A 16,846-nucleotide genomic window follows, 5' to 3' on the forward strand; every position below is an offset into this window, starting at 1 on the left:
CCTCCGCGCTGATCCGGGAGGCACAGGCGACGGATTGGGGGTTTCACGACGCGATCGTCGCGCATCTCGGCAACGGCCTCGTCTCGGAGATCCACCGGGTGAACCTCATCCGCATCCGGGTCATCATGCAGAGCCGCATCGCGCTCTCGCCCGAGGTGCTGCCGCCGGCCTTCGCCGAGCACGCGGCGATCCTCGCGGCGGTCGAGGAGCGCGATGCCGAGGCGGCGGTCGCGGCCCTGCGCCGGCACCTCGAGACCTCGCGCCGCCGGGCACTCGGGCTCGAGACCGGGCGCGAGGCGGATCGCCACGCCGCGGCCGGCGAAAGCCGGGCCTCCGCTCCCCTCGATCCCGGCGGGCCGGACTCGCCGGCCGCCCTGGACGTCACGGGGCGCAAGGCGCCCGCTCGGAGGACCGCATGAACGACGCCATCACCGGCCTGTGGGTCGCCCTCGCCACGCCGCTCACCGAGGCCGGCGCGGTCGATCACGGCGCCATGCTGCGCCACGTCCGGTTCCTGCTGGAGCGGGGCTGCGACGGCGTGGTGCCGTTCGGCACCACCGGCGAGGGCACCTCGTTCTCCGCACCGGAGCGCCTCGCCGCGGTCGAGGCCCTGCTCGCCGGGGGAATCCCGGCCGCGAAGATCGGGCTCGGCGCGGGCTATCCGGCGATCCCGGACGCGATCGCACTGACCAAGGCGGCGCTGAGCCTCGGGCTCGTCCACGTCCTCGTGCTGCCGCCCTACTTCTACCGCGACGTGAGCGAGGCCGGGATCGTCGATGCCTTCGCGGCGATCCTCGACGCCGTCGGCGACGACCGACTGCGGGCGACGCTCTACCACATCCCGCAGACCTCCGGCGTCGCCCTGCCGCCCGCGGCGGTCGCGGCTCTGCGGGTGCGCTACGGCCGGCTCGTCGCTGGCGTGAAGGACAGCTCGGGCGACTTCGCCCAGTTCCGGGCCTTCCGGGCGGCGGCCCCGGAGGTCGCGGTCTGCGTCGGCAACGAGGCGGATATCGGCCGGGCGCTCGCCGAGGGCGGTGTCGGGACGATCTGCGGGATGGCCAACCTCGTTCCCGGCCTGGTGCGGGCGATGTTCACCGATCCCGCCGCTGCCGAGCCGATGCGGGCAGCGATCGGCCTGATCCGCGGGCCGTTCGTGCCGGTGCTGAAATCCGCGATGGCGGCGATGACCGGCGAGGCCGCCTTCGGCCGGGTGCGCGCCCCGCTGGTCGCGGCGGAGGCCGGCATCGGGCAGCGTATCGCGGCCGAGCTCGCCGGTCTGTCGCACGCCGCGGCGGCGTGAGGCCCGCAAGAGCCTGTTTGATGATCCCCGGCGGGACCGATACTCTCCGGTCCATCCCGGGGCCACGCAGCGGAGCCGGGAATCGGGAATCGCGGAGCATCACCCGAGCGTCGCGAATCCGGGATCCGCTCGCGCGGCCCCGGAACGACGCGGTGGAGGTCGCTTCTGCCGCCCGGTCCGACTCATCGCAAAGACCACGCACACGAGCGGCGATCCACGCTGCCTTGAGGGAGGGAAACAGGATGACGGCGATGCCGGAGGCGTCCCGCGACGGGGCGGTCGTCGACGCCCTCGTGGCGGAACTGGGCGGAAAAACGGTGCTCGCCGGCGCCGACCGGCCGGCCCGCAACGCCTCCGACTGGAGCACGCTCGGGCCCCAGGCCCCCCTGGCGGTGGTCCGGCCCACCACCACCGAGGCCGTCGCCGCCGCGATGCGGATCTGCGCGGCCCATGGGGTACCGGTGGTGCCCCAGGGCGGACTCACCGGCCTGTGCGGGGGCGCCCGCCCGCTGCCCGGCTCGGTCGCCCTGTCCCTGGAGCGCATGACCGGAATCGAGGCGATCGACCCGGCCTCCGCCACCATGACGGTCCGGGCGGGCACGCCGCTCCAGGCGGTGCAGGAGGCTGCCGACGCCGCGGGCTTCCTGATCCCGCTCGATCTCGGAGCCCGGGGCTCCTGCGCCATCGGCGGCAACGCATCCACCAATGCCGGCGGCAACCGGGTCATCCGCTACGGCATGACCCGCGAGATGATCCTCGGCCTCGAGGTGGTGCTGCCCGACGGGAGCATCGTCACCAACCTCAACCGGATGATCAAGAACAACGCCGGCTACGACCTCAAGCACCTGTTCATCGGCTCGGAGGGCACGCTCGGCATCATCACCCGGCTGGTGCTGCGGCTGTTTCCCAAACCGGCCTGCACCTTCGCGGCGCTCTGCGCCCTGCCGGACTACGAGTCCGTCGTCGGCCTCCTCACGGCGGCCCGGCGGGGCCTCGGCCCGATGCTGTCGGCGTTCGAGGTGATGTGGCCGGATTACTGGGACACGATCCACGCGATGCCGGGGGTGCGGGTGCCGCTCGCGCCGGGGCACGCCGTCTATTGCCTGATCGAGGCGCAGGGCACCGACGAGACCTTCGACGCGCCGCGCTTCGAGGCCTGGCTCGAACGCCAGGCCGAGGCGGGGCTCCTCTCCGACGCGGTCCTGTCCCGCTCTCTGTCCGACGTGAAGACCTTCTGGGGCGTGCGCGACGCCTGCTCGGAATTCCCGCAGGTGCTCGGGCCGCACGAGCCGTTCGACATCGGCCTGCCGGTGGCGGCGATGGACGATTACGTGCGCGCCTGCAAGGCGGCGCTGGACCGGCGCCTGCCCGGCATCACGGCCTTGTTCTACGGCCATATCGGCGACGGCAACCTGCACATCGTCGCCGGGCTGAAGGGCGCGAGCCCCCAGCCCAAGGATGCGATCCAAGAGGTGGTCTACGACCTGGTGCGCGAGTTCGGCGGCACGGTCTCGGCCGAGCACGGCATCGGGTTGACCAAGAAGCCCTGGCTCGGCCACGTCCGCTCGGATGCCGAGATCGCCCTGATGCGGCGTATCAAGGCGGCGCTGGACCCCGCCGGACTGCTCAACCCGGGCAAGGTCTTGGCCACCGAGGTTTTGGCCACCGAGATCTCATAGAGCCCGTTTGACCCACTCGACACTCTCGGTACCCTCCTCGTCGTCCCGGGTCCGCGAATCGCCTGCCTGTTCGTCGAACTGTTCAGTTCGAGGACGCTGGGCGACGCCCGAACGGGCGTCGGCGCCGATGCCACGGCGCGAGAACATCAGGCCCTCGAGCCGCTCGAGCCGCGCTCGATGAGCCGGCCGCGCAGGGAGATCGTCTCGTCGGGCAGGCCCTTGTCGCGCATGCGCGCCTGAAGGAGATCGAGGCCGCGGCCGATCATTGCGACGACCGGCTGCTCGACCGTGGTCAGGTCGTAGACCGGCCGCGCCGATTGCGGCAGCCCGTCGAATCCCACGACCGCGATGTCCCGCCCGACCGCGACGCCGGCGAGGCGCAGGGCGTCGAGCACGCCCCAGGCCATGATGTCGCTGACGGCGTAGACCGAATCCGGCCGCTCCGGCGCCGGCAAGGCCGCGATGTGCCGGCCCGCCTCGAAGCCGCCCTCGTAGGTCGAGCGGCCGTCGAGGCGGAGCGACGGCGGATGACCGGCGGATTGCATGAAGTTCGTGAAGCCGGCGTCGCGCTCGCGGGCCGTCGACGAGGCGGCGGAGGTCCGCACCAGCGCGATCCGCCGCCGGCCCGAGCGCAGCAGCAGGTCTCCCAATTGGACCGAGCCGAAGGCGTTGTCGCAGACGACCGCGCAGGTATCGGCCTGCGCCACCCGGTTGACCATCACCACCGGCACGCCGTTCGCCGCGCACACCGCGCCGACATGCGAGGGCAGGTCGACGGAGCTGATGAGGCAGCCGTCGACCTGATACTGCAGCAGGGCGTCCGCCATGCTGTTCTCCAAGGGCCCCGGCCCGGCATGGATGACGAGGAGCCGCAAGCCCCGCTCGCCGATCTGGCGCACCGCCTCGTAGAGCAGCTCGGCGTAGAACGGATTGGTGGCCGGCCCGATGACGATCCCGACGAGGCCGCTCCGGCCCGAGGACAGGGCCCGCGCCGAGGCGTAGGGCGTGTAGCCGAGCTCCTGCGCCACCCGGGCGATCCGTGCCCGCGTCTCCGGCGAGATGCGTTTGTCCCCCTTGAGCGCGCGCGAGATCGTCGACGCCGCCACCCCGGCCGCCTCCGCCACGGTGACGATCGTGGGTCTCTTCTCGCTCATCGACGGCCTCGTTTCGCATCGGATCTATGCAAAAATTTGCGCATTCAGTTGCACTGCAAAACAACAAAACCCGCGCAATTGCCAGCGAAATCTGATCGTCGACGTTGACGCTCCCGACATAGGGCGTTAGCTCTTGTCGGGAGTTGAGCAAACGTTTGCGCAAATGCGGACCTGTCCCACCACGGCGGAACGGGTCGGCGACGTCGCAACGAACAGGGAGTGCGCCGGGTGAGCGACAAGCGCCAGATCAAGATGGTCGGATTCATGCAAGCGCAGAACTGCTCGATCGCGCCAGGCTCCTGGCGGCATCCGGGCAGCGCCGCGGACTTCACGACCCCGGAGTACTTCCAGCGCCTGGCCCGGGTCATGGAGGAGGGCAAGTTCCACCTCACCTTCTTCGACGACCGGCTGGCCATGCCGGACATCTACGCCGACGACTACCGGGACGCTGTCGCCAACGGGGTGCGCGTCGTCAAGATGGACCCGTCCTGCATCCTCACGATGATGGCCGCGGTCACGACCCGGCTCGGCGTCGGCGTCACCTATTCCACGACCTATTACGAGCCGTTCCACGTCGCGCGCCTGTTCGGGACCCTCGACCTGATGAGCAAGGGCCGGGCGGCCTGGAACGTCGTGACCTCGCTCAACAATTCGGAGGCCGCGAATTTCGGCCGCACCGAGCACCTGCCGCACGACCTGCGCTACGACCGCGCCGACGAGTTCATGGAGGTCGTGCTCGGCCTCTGGGACAGCTGGGAGGACGGCGCCCTCCTGGTCGACAAGGAGAGCGGCCGCTTCGCCGATCCGGCCAAGGTCCACGCCCTGCGCCACGAGGGGCGGTACTTCTCGGCCAAGGGCCCCCTGCCGGTGCCGCGCTCGCCGCAGGGGCATCCGGTCCTGATCCAGGCCGGGCAGAGCGGTCGCGGACGCTCCTTCGCGGGCCGCTGGGGCGAATTGATCTTCGTCGTCTACCCCAACCTCGCCGCCGGTCAGAAGCAGTACCGGGACCTCAAGGGCGCGGTCGCGGCGGCGGGACGGGATCCCGACAGCGTCAGCGTGTGCCCGGCCTGCTACGTCGTCGTCGGCGACAGCCAGGCCGCCGCGGAGGAGCAGCGCGAGTACCTGCGGGCGCTCGCCAAGCCCGTCGACGCGGTGGTGCTGCTCTCCGAGGCGCTGAACTTCGACTTCGCCTCCAAGGACCCGGATTCCGAGTTCACCGACGAGGACCTGACGCGGCTGTCCTGGAGCGGCTTTCGCGACCGCGTCGTGGCGCTCAGCGGCAAGCCGAACCCGACGGTCCGCGACTTCGTCCACTTCTCGGGCCGCGGCACGATCGGCGAGTTCCCGATCTTCTGCGGCACGGCGAAATCCGTCGCCGACCAGATGGAGGAGTGGTTCGAGGGCGGCGCCTGCGACGGGTTCGTGCTCGCCGCCACCCACACGCCGGGCGCCTTCGAGGACTTCACCCGCTACGTCGTGCCCGAACTGCAGCGGCGCGGCCTCTACCACAAGGACTACGCCGGCACGACGCTCAGGGAGAATCTCGGGCTCGAGCGTCCCCTCGCCGGCGACTGGCGCAAGGAGGGCCGTCCGTCGTGAATGCACTGCTCAAGCCGAACCGGTTCGAGGGCACGCCGCTCGTCGACCCCGCGGAGTTCCGCCGCTGCATGCGCACCGTGCCCGGGGCCGTCGCGGTCATCACCTGCGGCGAGCCGGGGGACCGCACCGGGCTCACCGCGACGGCGGTCTGCTCGCTCACCGACGCGCCGCCGACGCTGCTCGCCTGCGTGAACGGCTCGGCGAGTGCGCATCCGGTGATCCGCCGGACCGGGCGCTTTGCCGTCAACATCCTGTCCGAGGCGGATCTCGACGTCGCCGGGCGGTTCGCGGGCCGGGACGGCATCAAGGGCGAGGACCGCTTCGAGGGGCTGGCCTGCACCCAGGCGCCGGGCGGCGCGCCGATCCTCGCCGAGGCCCTGGCGAGCTTCGACTGCATCCTCGAGGCCGAGCACCGCTACGGCACCCACTCGGTCTTCATCGGCCGCGTCCTGTCGGCGGCGACCGACCCGACGCGGCCTCCCCTCCTCTATCTCGACGGCCGCTTCGGCACCTTCGCCGAGGACGCCGCGCGCGCCGCGTCACGATGATTCGGCCACGACGATTTGAATCCGCCAAGACGATTTCGGCCCGGCCCCGCATCGCATAAGTCCAGGAGCGCCTCGTGAACGAATTCCGGATGCTCTCGACCAGCGGCATCCTCGGCTACGGCTTCGCCGAGGAATCGCTCAAGATCGGCATGACCTGGGAGCCGCACGTCATCGGTTGCGATGGCGGCAGCACCGATCCCGGTCCCTACTATCTCGGTGCGGGCAAGTCCTTCACCTCGCGCCTGTCGGTGAAGCGCGACCTGCGCCTGATGCTGCTCGCGGCGGTCGCGGCGCGCATCCCGTGCATCATCGGCACCTCGGGGGGGGCCGGCGGCGAGCCCCACCTCCAGGACACGGCCGCCCTGGTGCGCGAGATCGCCCGGGAGGAGGGCCTGTCGTTCAAGATGGCCCTCATCCATTCCGAGCAGCCCAAGGACTGGCTGCTCGACCGCATCGCCGAGGAGCGGGTCCGGCCCCTCGGCAAGATGCCGCCCCTCGACCCGGCGACCGTCGCGCGGGCCGAGCGCATCGTCGGCATGATGGGCCCCGAGCCCTTCGCCCGTGCGCTGGACGAGGGCGCGCAGGTGATCCTCGCCGGCCGCTCGAGCGATCCCGCGCAATGGGCCGCCCCGGCGATGCGGGCCGGCATCCCGCCGGCCCCGGCCTGGTACGCCGGCAAGATGCTCGAATGCGGCGCGGAGCCGACCGTGCCGAAGGAGCCGGACAATATCTTCCTGCGCGTGCGCGACGACCACATCGTCTGCGAGCCGCCGAACCCGATCCGCCGCTCGACCCCGCTCGCCGTGGCGAACTTCGCCCTGCACGAGAATGCGAGCCCGATCCACCACACCGAGCCCGGCGGCCTCCTCGACACCAGCGCCTGCACCTTCGAGGCGGTGAGCGACCGGGCGGTCCGGGTCGGCGGCATGACCTGGACGCCAGCCTCGACCTACACGGTGAAGCTCGAGGGCGTGGAGCGCGTCGGCTACCGGGCGATCACGATCTGCGGCACCCGCGATCCCGTGCTGATCGGGCAGATCGAGGGCTACCTCGCCACCCACCGCGACAAGGTCGCCGCCAAGGCCGCCTCCTTCGGCGTGCCGCCATCCGACTACACGATGGTGGTGCGGACCTACGGCAAGGACGGCGTGATGGCCGCCTGGGAGCCGCAGACCGCGATCACCTCGCACGAGCTCGGCTTCGTGATCGAGATCGTGGGCAAGACCCAGGACATCGCCAACGCCGTCGTGGCGATGGCCCGCACCTCGATGCTGCACGCCGATTTCCCCGGGCGCCTCTGCAAGGAGGGCAACATGGCCTTCCCGTTCAGCCCGTCCGACATCGAGCTCGGCCCGATGTACCGCTTCAGCATCTTCCACGTCGTCGCGCCGAACGATCCCTACGAGATGTTCCCGATCGAGTACGAGACGGTGAGAGGATAGCCATGCCGCGCATCCGCGATATCGCCCAGATCTGCAAGAGCAAGAATGCCGGCCCCTTCCTGGTCACGATCGATGTCCTGTTCGAGGACCATGCGGTCTACCGGGAGGTGAAGGCGACGGGGGTGCTCAACGCCGCGCTCTTCGCGCGCCTCTACGGCGTACCCGAGGAGGACGTGCTGTTCACGCCCTACGACGCCGCCGCCGCCTTCAAGGCCACCCTGCCGCGCCTGGTGCCGGCCGGCGACATCGGCGACACCGACGTCTACGGCGCCCAGCAGCACGCGCCGCTCCTCGACGTCGAGATTCCGATCGACCGCCCGGCCCCCTGAGGCCGGAGGCCCGCCCGGCGGACCCGCGTCGGGGCGGGGTTCCGGTCCTGCCTGGCGGCGTCCTGCGCCTCGTCGGCATCGTCATCCGGCGCCGCCTCGCCGAATCGCCGAGCATCCGGCGCCTGAAGCGAACGGGTCCCGACCCCGCCGCGGCGACGCGGGCTCGGCGACGCGTCCTCGCCGAGGTGGCGCTGACGGAGGGCGTCTCCTGGAGCCGCTTCATGGCGCCCCACGCGGTCCGCATCGCGGAAGACGGAGGCGGCTTCGCCGTCCGCCTCCCGTGCGAGGACGCGGGTCCGGCCTGAGGACCCGCCTGCGAGACCCCGCCTGCGAAGATCTGCGCCCGAGCGGCGCGGGACGACACCAACGACCCTGCGCCGATGCGGCGCTGCGGCGAGGAGGAGACGCCCATGACGAGGTCATCCATCGGTCACCGGCTCGACCGGTTGCCGCGCGGCAAGTTCCACACCCGCATGCTGTTCCTCGTCGGAGCCGGCATGTTCTTCGACGGCTTCGACATCTACCTCGCGGCCGGCGTCCTCGGCGCCCTGGTGCGCGAGGGACTGTCGGACGTCGACCGCAACGCCTGGTTCATCTCGGCGACCTTCGCCGGCATGACCGTCGGCGCCTGGCTCGCCGGAGTCCTGGGCGACCGCTACGGGCGGCGCTTCACCTACCAGTTCAACCTCGCGGTCTTCGGAATCGCGTCGCTGGCCGCGGCCTTCGCCCCCGACATCGTCTGGCTCACCGCCTTCCGGTTCGTCATGGGGCTCGGCCTCGGGGCCGAGATCGTCGTCGGCTACGGCACCCTGTCGGAATTCATGCCCCCGGCGATCCGCGGCCGCTACGCGGCCCTGCTCGCGGTGTTCACGAACTCGGCCCTGTTCGTCGCGACCTTCGGCGGGTTCCTGATCATCCCGTATCTCGGCTGGCGCTGGATGTTCGCCATCGCGGGGATCGGCGCCGGCATCGTCTGGCTGATGCGCAAGAACATGCCGGAATCGCCCCGCTGGCTCGAGGCGAAGGGCCGCCACGCCGAGGCCGAGGCGATCACGCGCCGGATCGAGGAAGAGGCCTACGGAGCCGATTCCGTGCCCCCTGCTCCCGTCCAGCGCACCGCCCCCGCGGCGGTCGCGGAGGTCTCCCTCGCGACCCTGTTCCGGGGCCAGCTCCTCGTCCGTACGATCACCGGCATCGTCATCAACGTCGTCAACAACCTCATCACCCACGGCTTCATCACCTGGATGCCGACCTTCTTCCTGGCGCAGGGGCTGACGGTGACGCGCTCCCTGGGCTTCACCGCCGTGATGACGCTGGGGGCCCCCCTCGGCGCCTTCCTCGGCTGCCTGATGGCCGAGAGCATCGGGCGCAAGCGCGGGATCGTCCTGTTCTCCTTCGTGGCGCTCGCCATCGGGCTGGCCTACCCGCAGGCGTCGGATCCGATCCTGGTGATGGCGCTCGGCTTCTGCCTCGTCGCCTGCGTGTTCATCCTCGGCGCCCTGAGCATCGCCGCCTACGTGCCCGAACTCTTCCCGACCGAGATCCGGCTGCGCGGCGTCGGCCTGTGCAGCACGACCGGGCGGCTCGCCAATATCGGTATCCCGTTCCTGATCGCGTTCCTCTACACCAGGGGCGGGATCGGCGCCGTGCTCGGGCTGATCTCGGCCGGGCTGTTCGTCCAGGGCGTCGTCGTCGCCGTGCTCGGCGTCGAGACGAAGGGCATGGCGCTCGAGGCGGTCAGCGCGGAACCCGACGAGGGTCCGGTGGCCGCCGCCGCCCGCAGGCCCGCCTGAGGCCATCCGGCCGGGCCCGCGCTCGCGCGACGCCCGGCCGGCGGCCATCGACATGAGGACCACAGGATGACCCCGTTCACCTTCCAGACGACCCCGAACGTCCTGTTCGAGCCCGGAGCCGTCCGCAAGCTCGCGTCGATCGTCTCCGGCCTCGGCGCGTCCCGGGTGATGCTCGTGACCGACCGGGGCGTGCGGGGTGCCGGGCTCACGCGCGACGCGGAGGCCGGCCTCGCCGAGGCCGGCCTCGCGCTCACCATCTTCGAGGACGTCGCCGCCGATCCGCCGTCGCAGGTCGTCGAGGCGGCGGTCGCGCGGGCGCGGGACGCCGGCGTGGAACTGGTGCTCGCGATCGGCGGCGGCTCGGCCCTCGATACCGCCAAGCTCGTGGCGTATCTCGTCCCGAACGACGAGCCCCTGGAGGCCCTCTACGGGGTCGGGCTCGCGACGCGGGCCCGGCTGCCGCTCGTCCTCGTGCCGACGACCGCCGGGACCGGATCGGAGGTGACGCCGATCGCGATCGTCACCACCCCGTCGACCGAGAAGAAGGGGGTCGTCTCGCCCCGCCTCCTGCCCGACTGGGCCGTCCTCGATCCCGAGCTGACGCTCGGCCTGCCGCCGGCCGTGACCGCGGCGACCGGCATCGACGCGATGGTGCATGCCATCGAGGCCTATACCAGCCGCCACCGCAAGAACCCGTTGTCGGATCAGCTTGCCCGACAGGCCCTGGCACTCCTGGCCGGGAGCATCCGGACGGCGTGCCGCGACGGCCGCGATCTCGACGCCCGGGCGAACATGCTGCTCGGCTCGATGCTCGCCGGCATGGCGTTCGCGAACGCGCCGGTCGCGGCCGTCCATGCCCTCGCCTACCCCATCGGCGCGCTCTTCCACGTGCCGCACGGATTGTCGAACGCCCTCGTGCTCACCGGCGTCGTCCGCTTCAACCTGCCCGAGGCCCGGAGCCTCTATGCCGAGCTCGCCCCGCTCCTCGATCCCGCGGCCGCCGGTCTCGCCGAGGACGAGGCGGCCGAGCGGTTTCTCGCGGCCCTCGAGCGCCTCTGCCGGGATTGCGGGGTACCGGCCTCCCTCGCCGAAGTCGGGATCACGGCCGGCGATCTCGACCGGTTGGCGCAGGACGCCATGAAGCAGACGCGCCTCCTGGTGAACAATCCCCGGGAGGCGACCTACGGCGACGTCCGGGCGATCTACGAAGCCGCTCTGCTTCGAAACTGGACGAGCGTCGACTGACATTCGACGTGCCGGGACCGGTGCCGCTCACCTCCCGGCACCGGCGCCCGATGACGGGCTGCCCCGGTCGCAGACGGCGCGCGAGGCAGGCCGTTCGGGCGGACGGCCGGATCCAGCTGTCTGCTGCGGGCACCAATCCGGCGAGGCGTCCCGGTATCACGACATCGCCCGAACGATCCGCGATGCCGCGACCGAGCGACACTCGATATCACCCTTCGACTGTTCCTTCGGCTCGGCGGTGATGGCGGACAGGATTACGGCGGCATCCCGACGCAAGGAGGCAAGATCGATCGCAGATGCTGCCGGATCATCAGCGTGGCAATGTTGCAATAATCCCATTTTTCGCGAATCTGCCTCGGCTGCGCTTTCGATTTAAGAAAAAACTAGCAATCCCGGAGGATGGACCATCGCTTTTAGGCGGCGGTAAGCACTTGCCGGACAACACTGACGGCGGAGGATGCTCGCCTTGCCACTCTTGAGCCGTCACATCGCTGCACGAGGCCTGGCCTGGACGCGATCCCTGCTGGGCAGGATCACGATCTTCGTGCTGGCCTCCGTCATGCTGGCTTACGCACTGGGGGCGGGTACGGCGCTGTTCATCATGGTCCGGGGGCAGTCCCGGCAATGGGAACACGATGCGGGTCTCTACGCGCAGGTGGCCAGCACGGCGTTGCGCGGCATCTACACCTTCGTGTCGGTTCACGTCGATCGCGACGGGCGCGTGGACTGGATCGAGACCGGCCGGCCGGTGGGAGACGATCAGTCGGTCGTGACCACCGGCTTCATGCCGGCGGACGTGCTCGCCCTCGCCTCGGCGCAGACGGGGCAGGACGTGTGGTTGGTGACGGCGGACGAGGCCGGCCGGCTCACCAGCCTCAGCGACAGCCAGGGCCAGGGGTCGGGCCTGCGCTTCGCCTTTCCCGGCAGCGAGAACCAAACCCCCAGGCGCCTGTTCACCGGCTGGATCGAGGCCGGATCCGAGACCCATTTCGCCGGCTTCATGCCGATCCTGTCCAAGACCGGGCAGCTGATGGGAGGGCTGGTGGCCAGCGTCGGTTCGGCCGAGGTGCTGCTGGCGGCCCGCAACCAGGCGCTGTGGATGCTGACGCTGCTGATGCTGGTGACCTTGGCCGCGTCGGCGCTGGTGGTCGCGATCGCCCTGCGCCGCGCATTCCGGCCGATCCCGGCCCTGACCGGCGTCCTGACCGCCCTGGCCGGCAACGACACGGGCGTCCGGATCCCGTTCCAGGAGCGGACCGACGAGCTGGGACGGCTCGCCGTCGCCATCGAGACGCTGCGCTGCGCGGTGGTGGAGCGGGGCCGGCTGCGCCGCATCGGCGAGCATGCGGCCGTGATGGAGCATCGCGCCCATCACGACAGCCTGACCGGGCTTCCCAATCGGGCCCGCTTCACCGCCTTGCTGGATGCGGCGCTGGAACGGACGACCGCCGGTCTCGCTGCCTACAACCTGATGCTGCTGGACCTCGATCGCTTCAAGGAGGTGAACGACACCCTGGGGCATGCGGCGGGCGATGCGGTGCTGGTCGAGGTAGGCCGGCGCATCGCACCGCTCCTGGCGCCCGACGACGTGGTGGCCCGGCTGGGGGGAGACGAATTCGCGCTGCTGCAGCGCGCGGACGGGAATGACGGCGTCCCGCGGGCCGAGCGCCTCGCCCACGCCATCGTGGCGTCGTTGGCGCGTCCCCTGGCCCATGGCGGCGCACCGGTGAGCATCGGCGTGAGCATCGGGATCGCCGGCGCACCGGAAGATGGCGTGGAGCGCAGCGTTCTCCTCGAGCGGGCCGATCTCGCCCTCTACGTCGCCAAGAAAGCCGGGCGCGGGCGCTTCGCGCGGTACCGGCCGGGCATGACGATGCCGGCCGAGAGCGAGGGAGCGGCGCAAGCGGCCTGAGCGGATTTCGCCGAAGCGGTGACCGGTTCGGCGCCGAAAATCGGCGACAAAGCAATAACTTGAGCGGGAGAAGCGTTGGCCTGTCGACGCAAGTCCGCTGAGGATCGGCCGAGCGGGGACATGACGAGGGCGACGACCATGGAGCGCGGGGCGATGCGAGGCGTGCGAGGGCGGCTCGCGCGCGGGCTGCGGCTCTCGCTGATGCTGGCGATGGCGATGACGGTGGCGGTTGGCCGCGTCGGACCCTCGATGGCCGACGACCGACCGTCCGCGCTGCAGAAGATCGCGGCCACCAAGCGGATCACGATCGGCTATCGGACCGGGTATCCCCCGTACTCGGACATGCTGGACGGCAAGCCTGCGGGTTACGTGATCGATCTCTGCCGGCACGTGGTGGACAACCTCCGCCAGACGCTCGGCGTCGATCGGCTCGATATCGACTTCGTGCCGATTCCCATGGCGGCCCGCTTCGTGATGATGCGCGAAGGGCGCATGGACATGGAATGCGCCGCGACCACCATCACGGCGGAACGCCAGCGGCAGGTCGGCTTCAGCAGACCGATCTTCTTCACCGCGACGCGCTTCGTGGCGCTGCGGCGCAACGGCTACAGGACCTTTGCCGATCTCGCCGGGCGGACCGTGGCCTCGCTGGCCGGCACCAGCGAGACCGGCGAACTGAACGCGGCCAACAGACAGCGTAAGCTCAACATCGCCATCCTGCTCTGCCGGGAGGATGTCGAGGCCTTCGCGGCCGTCAAAACCGAGCGCGCCGCCGCCTACGTGATGGACGACGTGCTGCTGGCCGGGGTGATGGCGAACTGGGGCAAGTCGGATGAACTCGTCATGTCCGACGACACGCTTCGTGCCGCAGAAGCGTACGGCATCATGCTGCCGTTGGGCGATGAGGCGTTCGCTCGGGACGTGAACGCGGCGCTGGAGGCCACCGCCGCGAACGGTCGCTGGAGGGCGATCTACAACGCGTGGTTCCTGAGCCCGAATCCCTTCACGGGCTGGAACCTGAATCTTCCCCTCTCGCCGGAACTGGAGGCCAGCCTTGCCCGCTTGGGCGGGTGACCCCGGGATCGCCGGGAACGCCCGATCTCGGGTTCCTGCCCGCATCGCATCAGTGGCGATGCGTCGGGTCGGGCTGATGGGGAGATGGCTCCTCCTCGCCGTCCGGATGGCGGGCATACGGCCGGAGAGGGCGAGGCTCGGATCCCGGGAGATTTACGGTCGACGCCGGGTTCCATCGCGCGTGTTCCCGATGATCGGGCCTGCGGCAGGGATCTCCTCGACCCGCTCCCGCGCCAGAAGCCCCTCGACCGAGCTCTCCACCAGCGTGACGTGACGCAGCATGGCGGCATGGGCCTCGGCCGCGCGGCCGTCGAGGATCGCGGCGACCACCGTGCCGTGCTCCATGTGCGACCGCGCGAGGCGTCCCGTCACGCGGAACTGCACCTCGCGATAGGGTTGGAGGCGCCGTCGCAAGGAGAGCGCGAAGTCGGCCAGCACCGCGTTGTGGGCGCCGGCATAGATCGATCCGTGAAAGGCGGTGTTGGCCCGCGCATAGGCCTCCGGGTCGCCGGCCCGGGCGAGATCGGCCATGGATTCGTGCAGGGCGTCGAGGCGGCGGCGCTCGAGCGGGCTCATCGACTGGGCGGCGAGCCGGGCGCAGGTTGCCTCGATCTCCGCCATCGCGACGAAGAGTTCGGCGAGCTTGCCCGCCGTGACCTCCGCCACCACCGCGCCGCGCCGCGGCCGCACCTCGACGAGGCCCGAGGTGCCGAGCTGGCGCAGGGCCTCGCGCACCGGCGTGCGCGACACCCCGTACCGATCCGCCAGCGCCTGCTCGTCGAGACGGCTGCCCGGTGCGAGCACCCCGGTGACGATCGCCTCGGCGATCGCGCCCGCCAGCCGCTCGGTCTGCGTGCGTCCCGACCTCTCGCCCGACCGCTCGTCCATCTCGCCCCCCCGAACGGCCCGACCCTGCCGCATCGTCACGCGGCTGGCCTGCCCGAAATTGCGGCGTCTACGCTCAAACTACATGCGTGCAAGATGCGACGAATGCATGCAGTCTAACGGCGTTGCATGCAATTTTCGGGACCGGGCCTGGTCCGGTCCGTGCCTCGCCGCGGTTCGCCGCCGGTCGCGGGCGCTCGCCTCCTCTCGCCAGACAAGGTTCGGGCCGCATGATCACCCGTCGCACCGCCCTCGCCGCCGGTCTTGCCGCGCCGTTCGTGGCGCGGTCGGGCGCGCAAGCTCAGAACCCGACCCGCAACGAGACCCTGCTCCTGGTGCAGGAATACGGGCCGAACTCCCTCGACATGCAGGGCATCGGCGCCTCGCAGCCGGTGAACGGGGTGGCGCTGAACTGCTACGACCGGTTGCTGCGCTTCAAGCCGGTGCCGATCCCGGGCGGCGGCGGCCACGCCGTGACGATGGGCGAGATGGAGGGCGAACTGGCCGAGAGCTGGCAGGTCGCCTCCGACGGGATGAGCTGCACCTTCAAGCTTCGCGACGCCAAGTTCCATTCCGGCCGGCCGGTCACCGCCAGGGACGTGAAGTGGTCGCTCGACCGGGCGGTGTCGATCGGGGGCTTCGCCACCACGCAGATGAATGCCGGCTCGCTGGAGAAGCCCGAACAGTTCGTCGCCCTCGACGAAAAGACGTTCCGCATCGACTTCGTCCGCAAGGACAAGATGACGATGTCGAACCTCGCGGTCACGATTCCCTTCGTGATCGATGCGGAACTGGCGAAAGCCAATGGCGGCGGCGACCCCTGGGCCAAGGACTGGCTCAAGAACAACGTCGCGGGGTCCGGCGCCTACCGGGTCGAGAGCTGGAAGCCCGGCGTCGAGACGATCTACGCCCGCAACGATGCCTGGGCGTCCGGCAAGCTGCCGCAGCTGCGCCGGGTCATCGCCCGCGACATCGCCTCGCCCTCGACCCGCCGGGCGCTGATCGAGAAGGGCGACGCCGACATCTCGTACGGACTGCCGCCGAAGGACTTCAAGGACCTGATCGACGCCGGCAAGATCAAGGTCGTCGGCGTGCCGATCCCGAACGGGGTCTGGTCGGTCTATCTCAACACCGCGGTCGGGCCGTTCACCGATGTGCGCCTGCGCCAGGCGGTCGCCTGGGTGCTGCCCTACGAGAAGATTCTTCAAGCCTCGCTGTTCGGCCGCGGCCTCGACATGTCGGGCGGGCCGGAGACGCCGCGGGTCGCCTGGCCGCAACCCTTCCCCTACCGGACCGATCCGGCGAAGGCCAAGGCCCTGGTGCAGGCGGCAGCCCCCGGCGGTCTCACGACCACGCTGCTGTTCGATGCCGGCAACGCCACGGTGGCCGAGCCGATGGCGGTGCTGATCAAGGAGGCGCTCGCCGGGATCGGCATCACCGTCGAGATCGGCAAGATCCCGGGCGCGAATTTCCGGGGTGAGATCTCGAAGAAGACCAACCCGATGGTGCTGAACCGCTTCGCCGGCTGGCTCGACTACCCCGACTATTACCTGTTCTGGACCCTGCACGGGGCGAACTCGATCTTCAACATCGCCTCGTACCAGAACCCGGCCCTGGACAAGCTCATCGACACCGCCCGCTTCACCGAAGATCCGGCGGTCTATCAGCGGAGCGTGATCGACTTCGTGTCGCTCGCCGAGCGCGAGGTGCCGATGGTGCCGATCGCCCAGCCGACCCACGACGTGGCGATGCAGCGGACGATCAACGGCTACCAGTTCCAGCCGTGTCGCGAGCCGGACTTTCGGTATCTGACCAAGGGGACGGCGTCGTGAGGGATAGTCAGGCGGAACGCTGAAGCTTTCCTCTCTCGCTGAACAGTCCGGGGA

14 protein-coding genes are annotated in these 16,846 nt (G+C 70.4%); 12 read left to right on the forward strand and 2 right to left on the reverse strand.

All coding sequences use genetic code 11. The annotated features are described in order from the left end of the window. The 3 genes from QR78_RS20590 to QR78_RS20600 all read left to right on the forward strand — a co-directional run. On the forward strand, positions 1-419 hold a 419-nt coding region (locus QR78_RS20590; RefSeq protein ID WP_141657948.1), incomplete at its 5' end, for an FCD domain-containing protein. After that, positions 416-1,300, forward strand: a complete 885-nt coding sequence (locus tag QR78_RS20595; protein WP_082171711.1) for a dihydrodipicolinate synthase family protein — start codon at positions 416-418, stop codon at positions 1,298-1,300. The genes QR78_RS20590 and QR78_RS20595, both read left to right, overlap by 4 nt. 242 nt (positions 1,301-1,542) lie before the next feature. After that, positions 1,543-2,979, forward strand: coding sequence for an FAD-binding oxidoreductase (locus tag QR78_RS20600; RefSeq protein ID WP_048429445.1), 1,437 nt, complete (start codon positions 1,543-1,545; stop codon positions 2,977-2,979). Between the two features lie 146 nt (positions 2,980-3,125). Here QR78_RS20600 and QR78_RS20605 read toward each other — a convergent pair whose 3' ends face one another. Beyond that, positions 3,126-4,133: a LacI family DNA-binding transcriptional regulator gene (locus tag QR78_RS20605; protein ID WP_048429446.1), complete on the reverse strand. Its 1,008-nt coding sequence runs from the start codon at positions 4,131-4,133 to the stop codon at positions 3,126-3,128. 252 nt (positions 4,134-4,385) lie between these two features. Between QR78_RS20605 and QR78_RS20610 the strand changes: the two genes are divergently transcribed. The 8 genes from QR78_RS20610 (at position 4,386) to QR78_RS20645 (ending at position 14,075) form a co-directional block, all read left to right on the forward strand. Continuing rightward, positions 4,386-5,732 (forward strand): LLM class flavin-dependent oxidoreductase, encoded by a 1,347-nt coding sequence (locus tag QR78_RS20610; protein WP_082171715.1) that lies wholly within the window; start codon positions 4,386-4,388, stop codon positions 5,730-5,732. Further along, positions 5,729-6,280 carry a flavin reductase family protein gene (locus QR78_RS20615; RefSeq protein ID WP_202972683.1) on the forward strand — a complete coding sequence of 184 codons (552 nt, stop codon included), beginning with the start codon at positions 5,729-5,731 and terminating at the stop codon, positions 6,278-6,280. The genes QR78_RS20610 and QR78_RS20615 overlap by 4 nt, the downstream gene beginning before the upstream one ends. 74 nt (positions 6,281-6,354) lie before the next feature. Then, positions 6,355-7,722 (forward strand): acyclic terpene utilization AtuA family protein, encoded by a 1,368-nt coding sequence (locus QR78_RS20620; protein ID WP_048429447.1) that lies wholly within the window; start codon positions 6,355-6,357, stop codon positions 7,720-7,722. A gap of 2 nt (positions 7,723-7,724) precedes the next feature. Further along, positions 7,725-8,051: a DUF4387 domain-containing protein gene (locus tag QR78_RS20625; protein WP_048429448.1), complete on the forward strand. Its 327-nt coding sequence runs from the start codon at positions 7,725-7,727 to the stop codon at positions 8,049-8,051. A 410-nt stretch (positions 8,052-8,461) separates the two neighbouring features. Next, the gene (locus tag QR78_RS20630; RefSeq protein ID WP_048429457.1) at positions 8,462-9,844 is read left to right on the forward strand and encodes an MFS transporter; all 1,383 of its coding nucleotides are present in this window, start codon (positions 8,462-8,464) and stop codon (positions 9,842-9,844) included. Between the two features lie 66 nt (positions 9,845-9,910). Continuing rightward, entirely contained in the window at positions 9,911-11,089 is a 1,179-nt protein-coding gene (locus tag QR78_RS20635; protein ID WP_048429449.1) for an iron-containing alcohol dehydrogenase, read from the forward strand. Positions 11,090-11,633: 544 nt separating this feature from the next. Further along, positions 11,634-13,001: a GGDEF domain-containing protein gene (locus tag QR78_RS20640; protein ID WP_053221009.1), complete on the forward strand. Its 1,368-nt coding sequence runs from the start codon at positions 11,634-11,636 to the stop codon at positions 12,999-13,001. 120 nt (positions 13,002-13,121) lie between these two features. Beyond that, the gene (locus QR78_RS20645) at positions 13,122-14,075 is read left to right on the forward strand and encodes an amino acid ABC transporter substrate-binding protein (RefSeq protein ID WP_082172108.1); all 954 of its coding nucleotides are present in this window, start codon (positions 13,122-13,124) and stop codon (positions 14,073-14,075) included. A gap of 153 nt (positions 14,076-14,228) precedes the next feature. Here QR78_RS20645 and QR78_RS20650 read toward each other — a convergent pair whose 3' ends face one another. Beyond that, entirely contained in the window at positions 14,229-14,963 is a 735-nt protein-coding gene (locus tag QR78_RS20650; protein ID WP_048429451.1) for a GntR family transcriptional regulator, read from the reverse strand. A 227-nt stretch (positions 14,964-15,190) separates the two neighbouring features. Here QR78_RS20650 and QR78_RS20655 point away from each other — a divergent pair, with 227 nt between their 5' ends. Further along, positions 15,191-16,792 (forward strand): ABC transporter substrate-binding protein, encoded by a 1,602-nt coding sequence (locus QR78_RS20655; RefSeq protein ID WP_048429452.1) that lies wholly within the window; start codon positions 15,191-15,193, stop codon positions 16,790-16,792. The last annotated feature ends 54 nt before the right edge of the window (positions 16,793-16,846 follow it).

The organism is Methylobacterium indicum, assembly GCF_001043895.1.
Taxonomy (GTDB): Bacteria; Pseudomonadota; Alphaproteobacteria; order Rhizobiales; family Beijerinckiaceae; genus Methylobacterium; species Methylobacterium indicum.

Coding starts and splice junctions, on each gene's coding strand:
- QR78_RS20595 (WP_082171711.1), top strand. CDS start 416: ATGAACGACGCCATCACCGGCCTGTGGGTCGCCCTCGCCACGCCGCTC.
- QR78_RS20600 (WP_048429445.1), top strand. CDS start 1,543: ATGACGGCGATGCCGGAGGCGTCCCGCGACGGGGCGGTCGTCGACGCC.
- QR78_RS20605 (WP_048429446.1), bottom strand. CDS start 4,133: ATGAGCGAGAAGAGACCCACGATCGTCACCGTGGCGGAGGCGGCCGGG.
- QR78_RS20610 (WP_082171715.1), top strand. CDS start 4,386: ATGGTCGGATTCATGCAAGCGCAGAACTGCTCGATCGCGCCAGGCTCC.
- QR78_RS20625 (WP_048429448.1), top strand. CDS start 7,725: ATGCCGCGCATCCGCGATATCGCCCAGATCTGCAAGAGCAAGAATGCC.
- QR78_RS20630 (WP_048429457.1), top strand. CDS start 8,462: ATGACGAGGTCATCCATCGGTCACCGGCTCGACCGGTTGCCGCGCGGC.
- QR78_RS20635 (WP_048429449.1), top strand. CDS start 9,911: ATGACCCCGTTCACCTTCCAGACGACCCCGAACGTCCTGTTCGAGCCC.
- QR78_RS20645 (WP_082172108.1), top strand. CDS start 13,122: ATGACGAGGGCGACGACCATGGAGCGCGGGGCGATGCGAGGCGTGCGA.
- QR78_RS20650 (WP_048429451.1), bottom strand. CDS start 14,963: ATGGACGAGCGGTCGGGCGAGAGGTCGGGACGCACGCAGACCGAGCGG.
- QR78_RS20655 (WP_048429452.1), top strand. CDS start 15,191: ATGATCACCCGTCGCACCGCCCTCGCCGCCGGTCTTGCCGCGCCGTTC.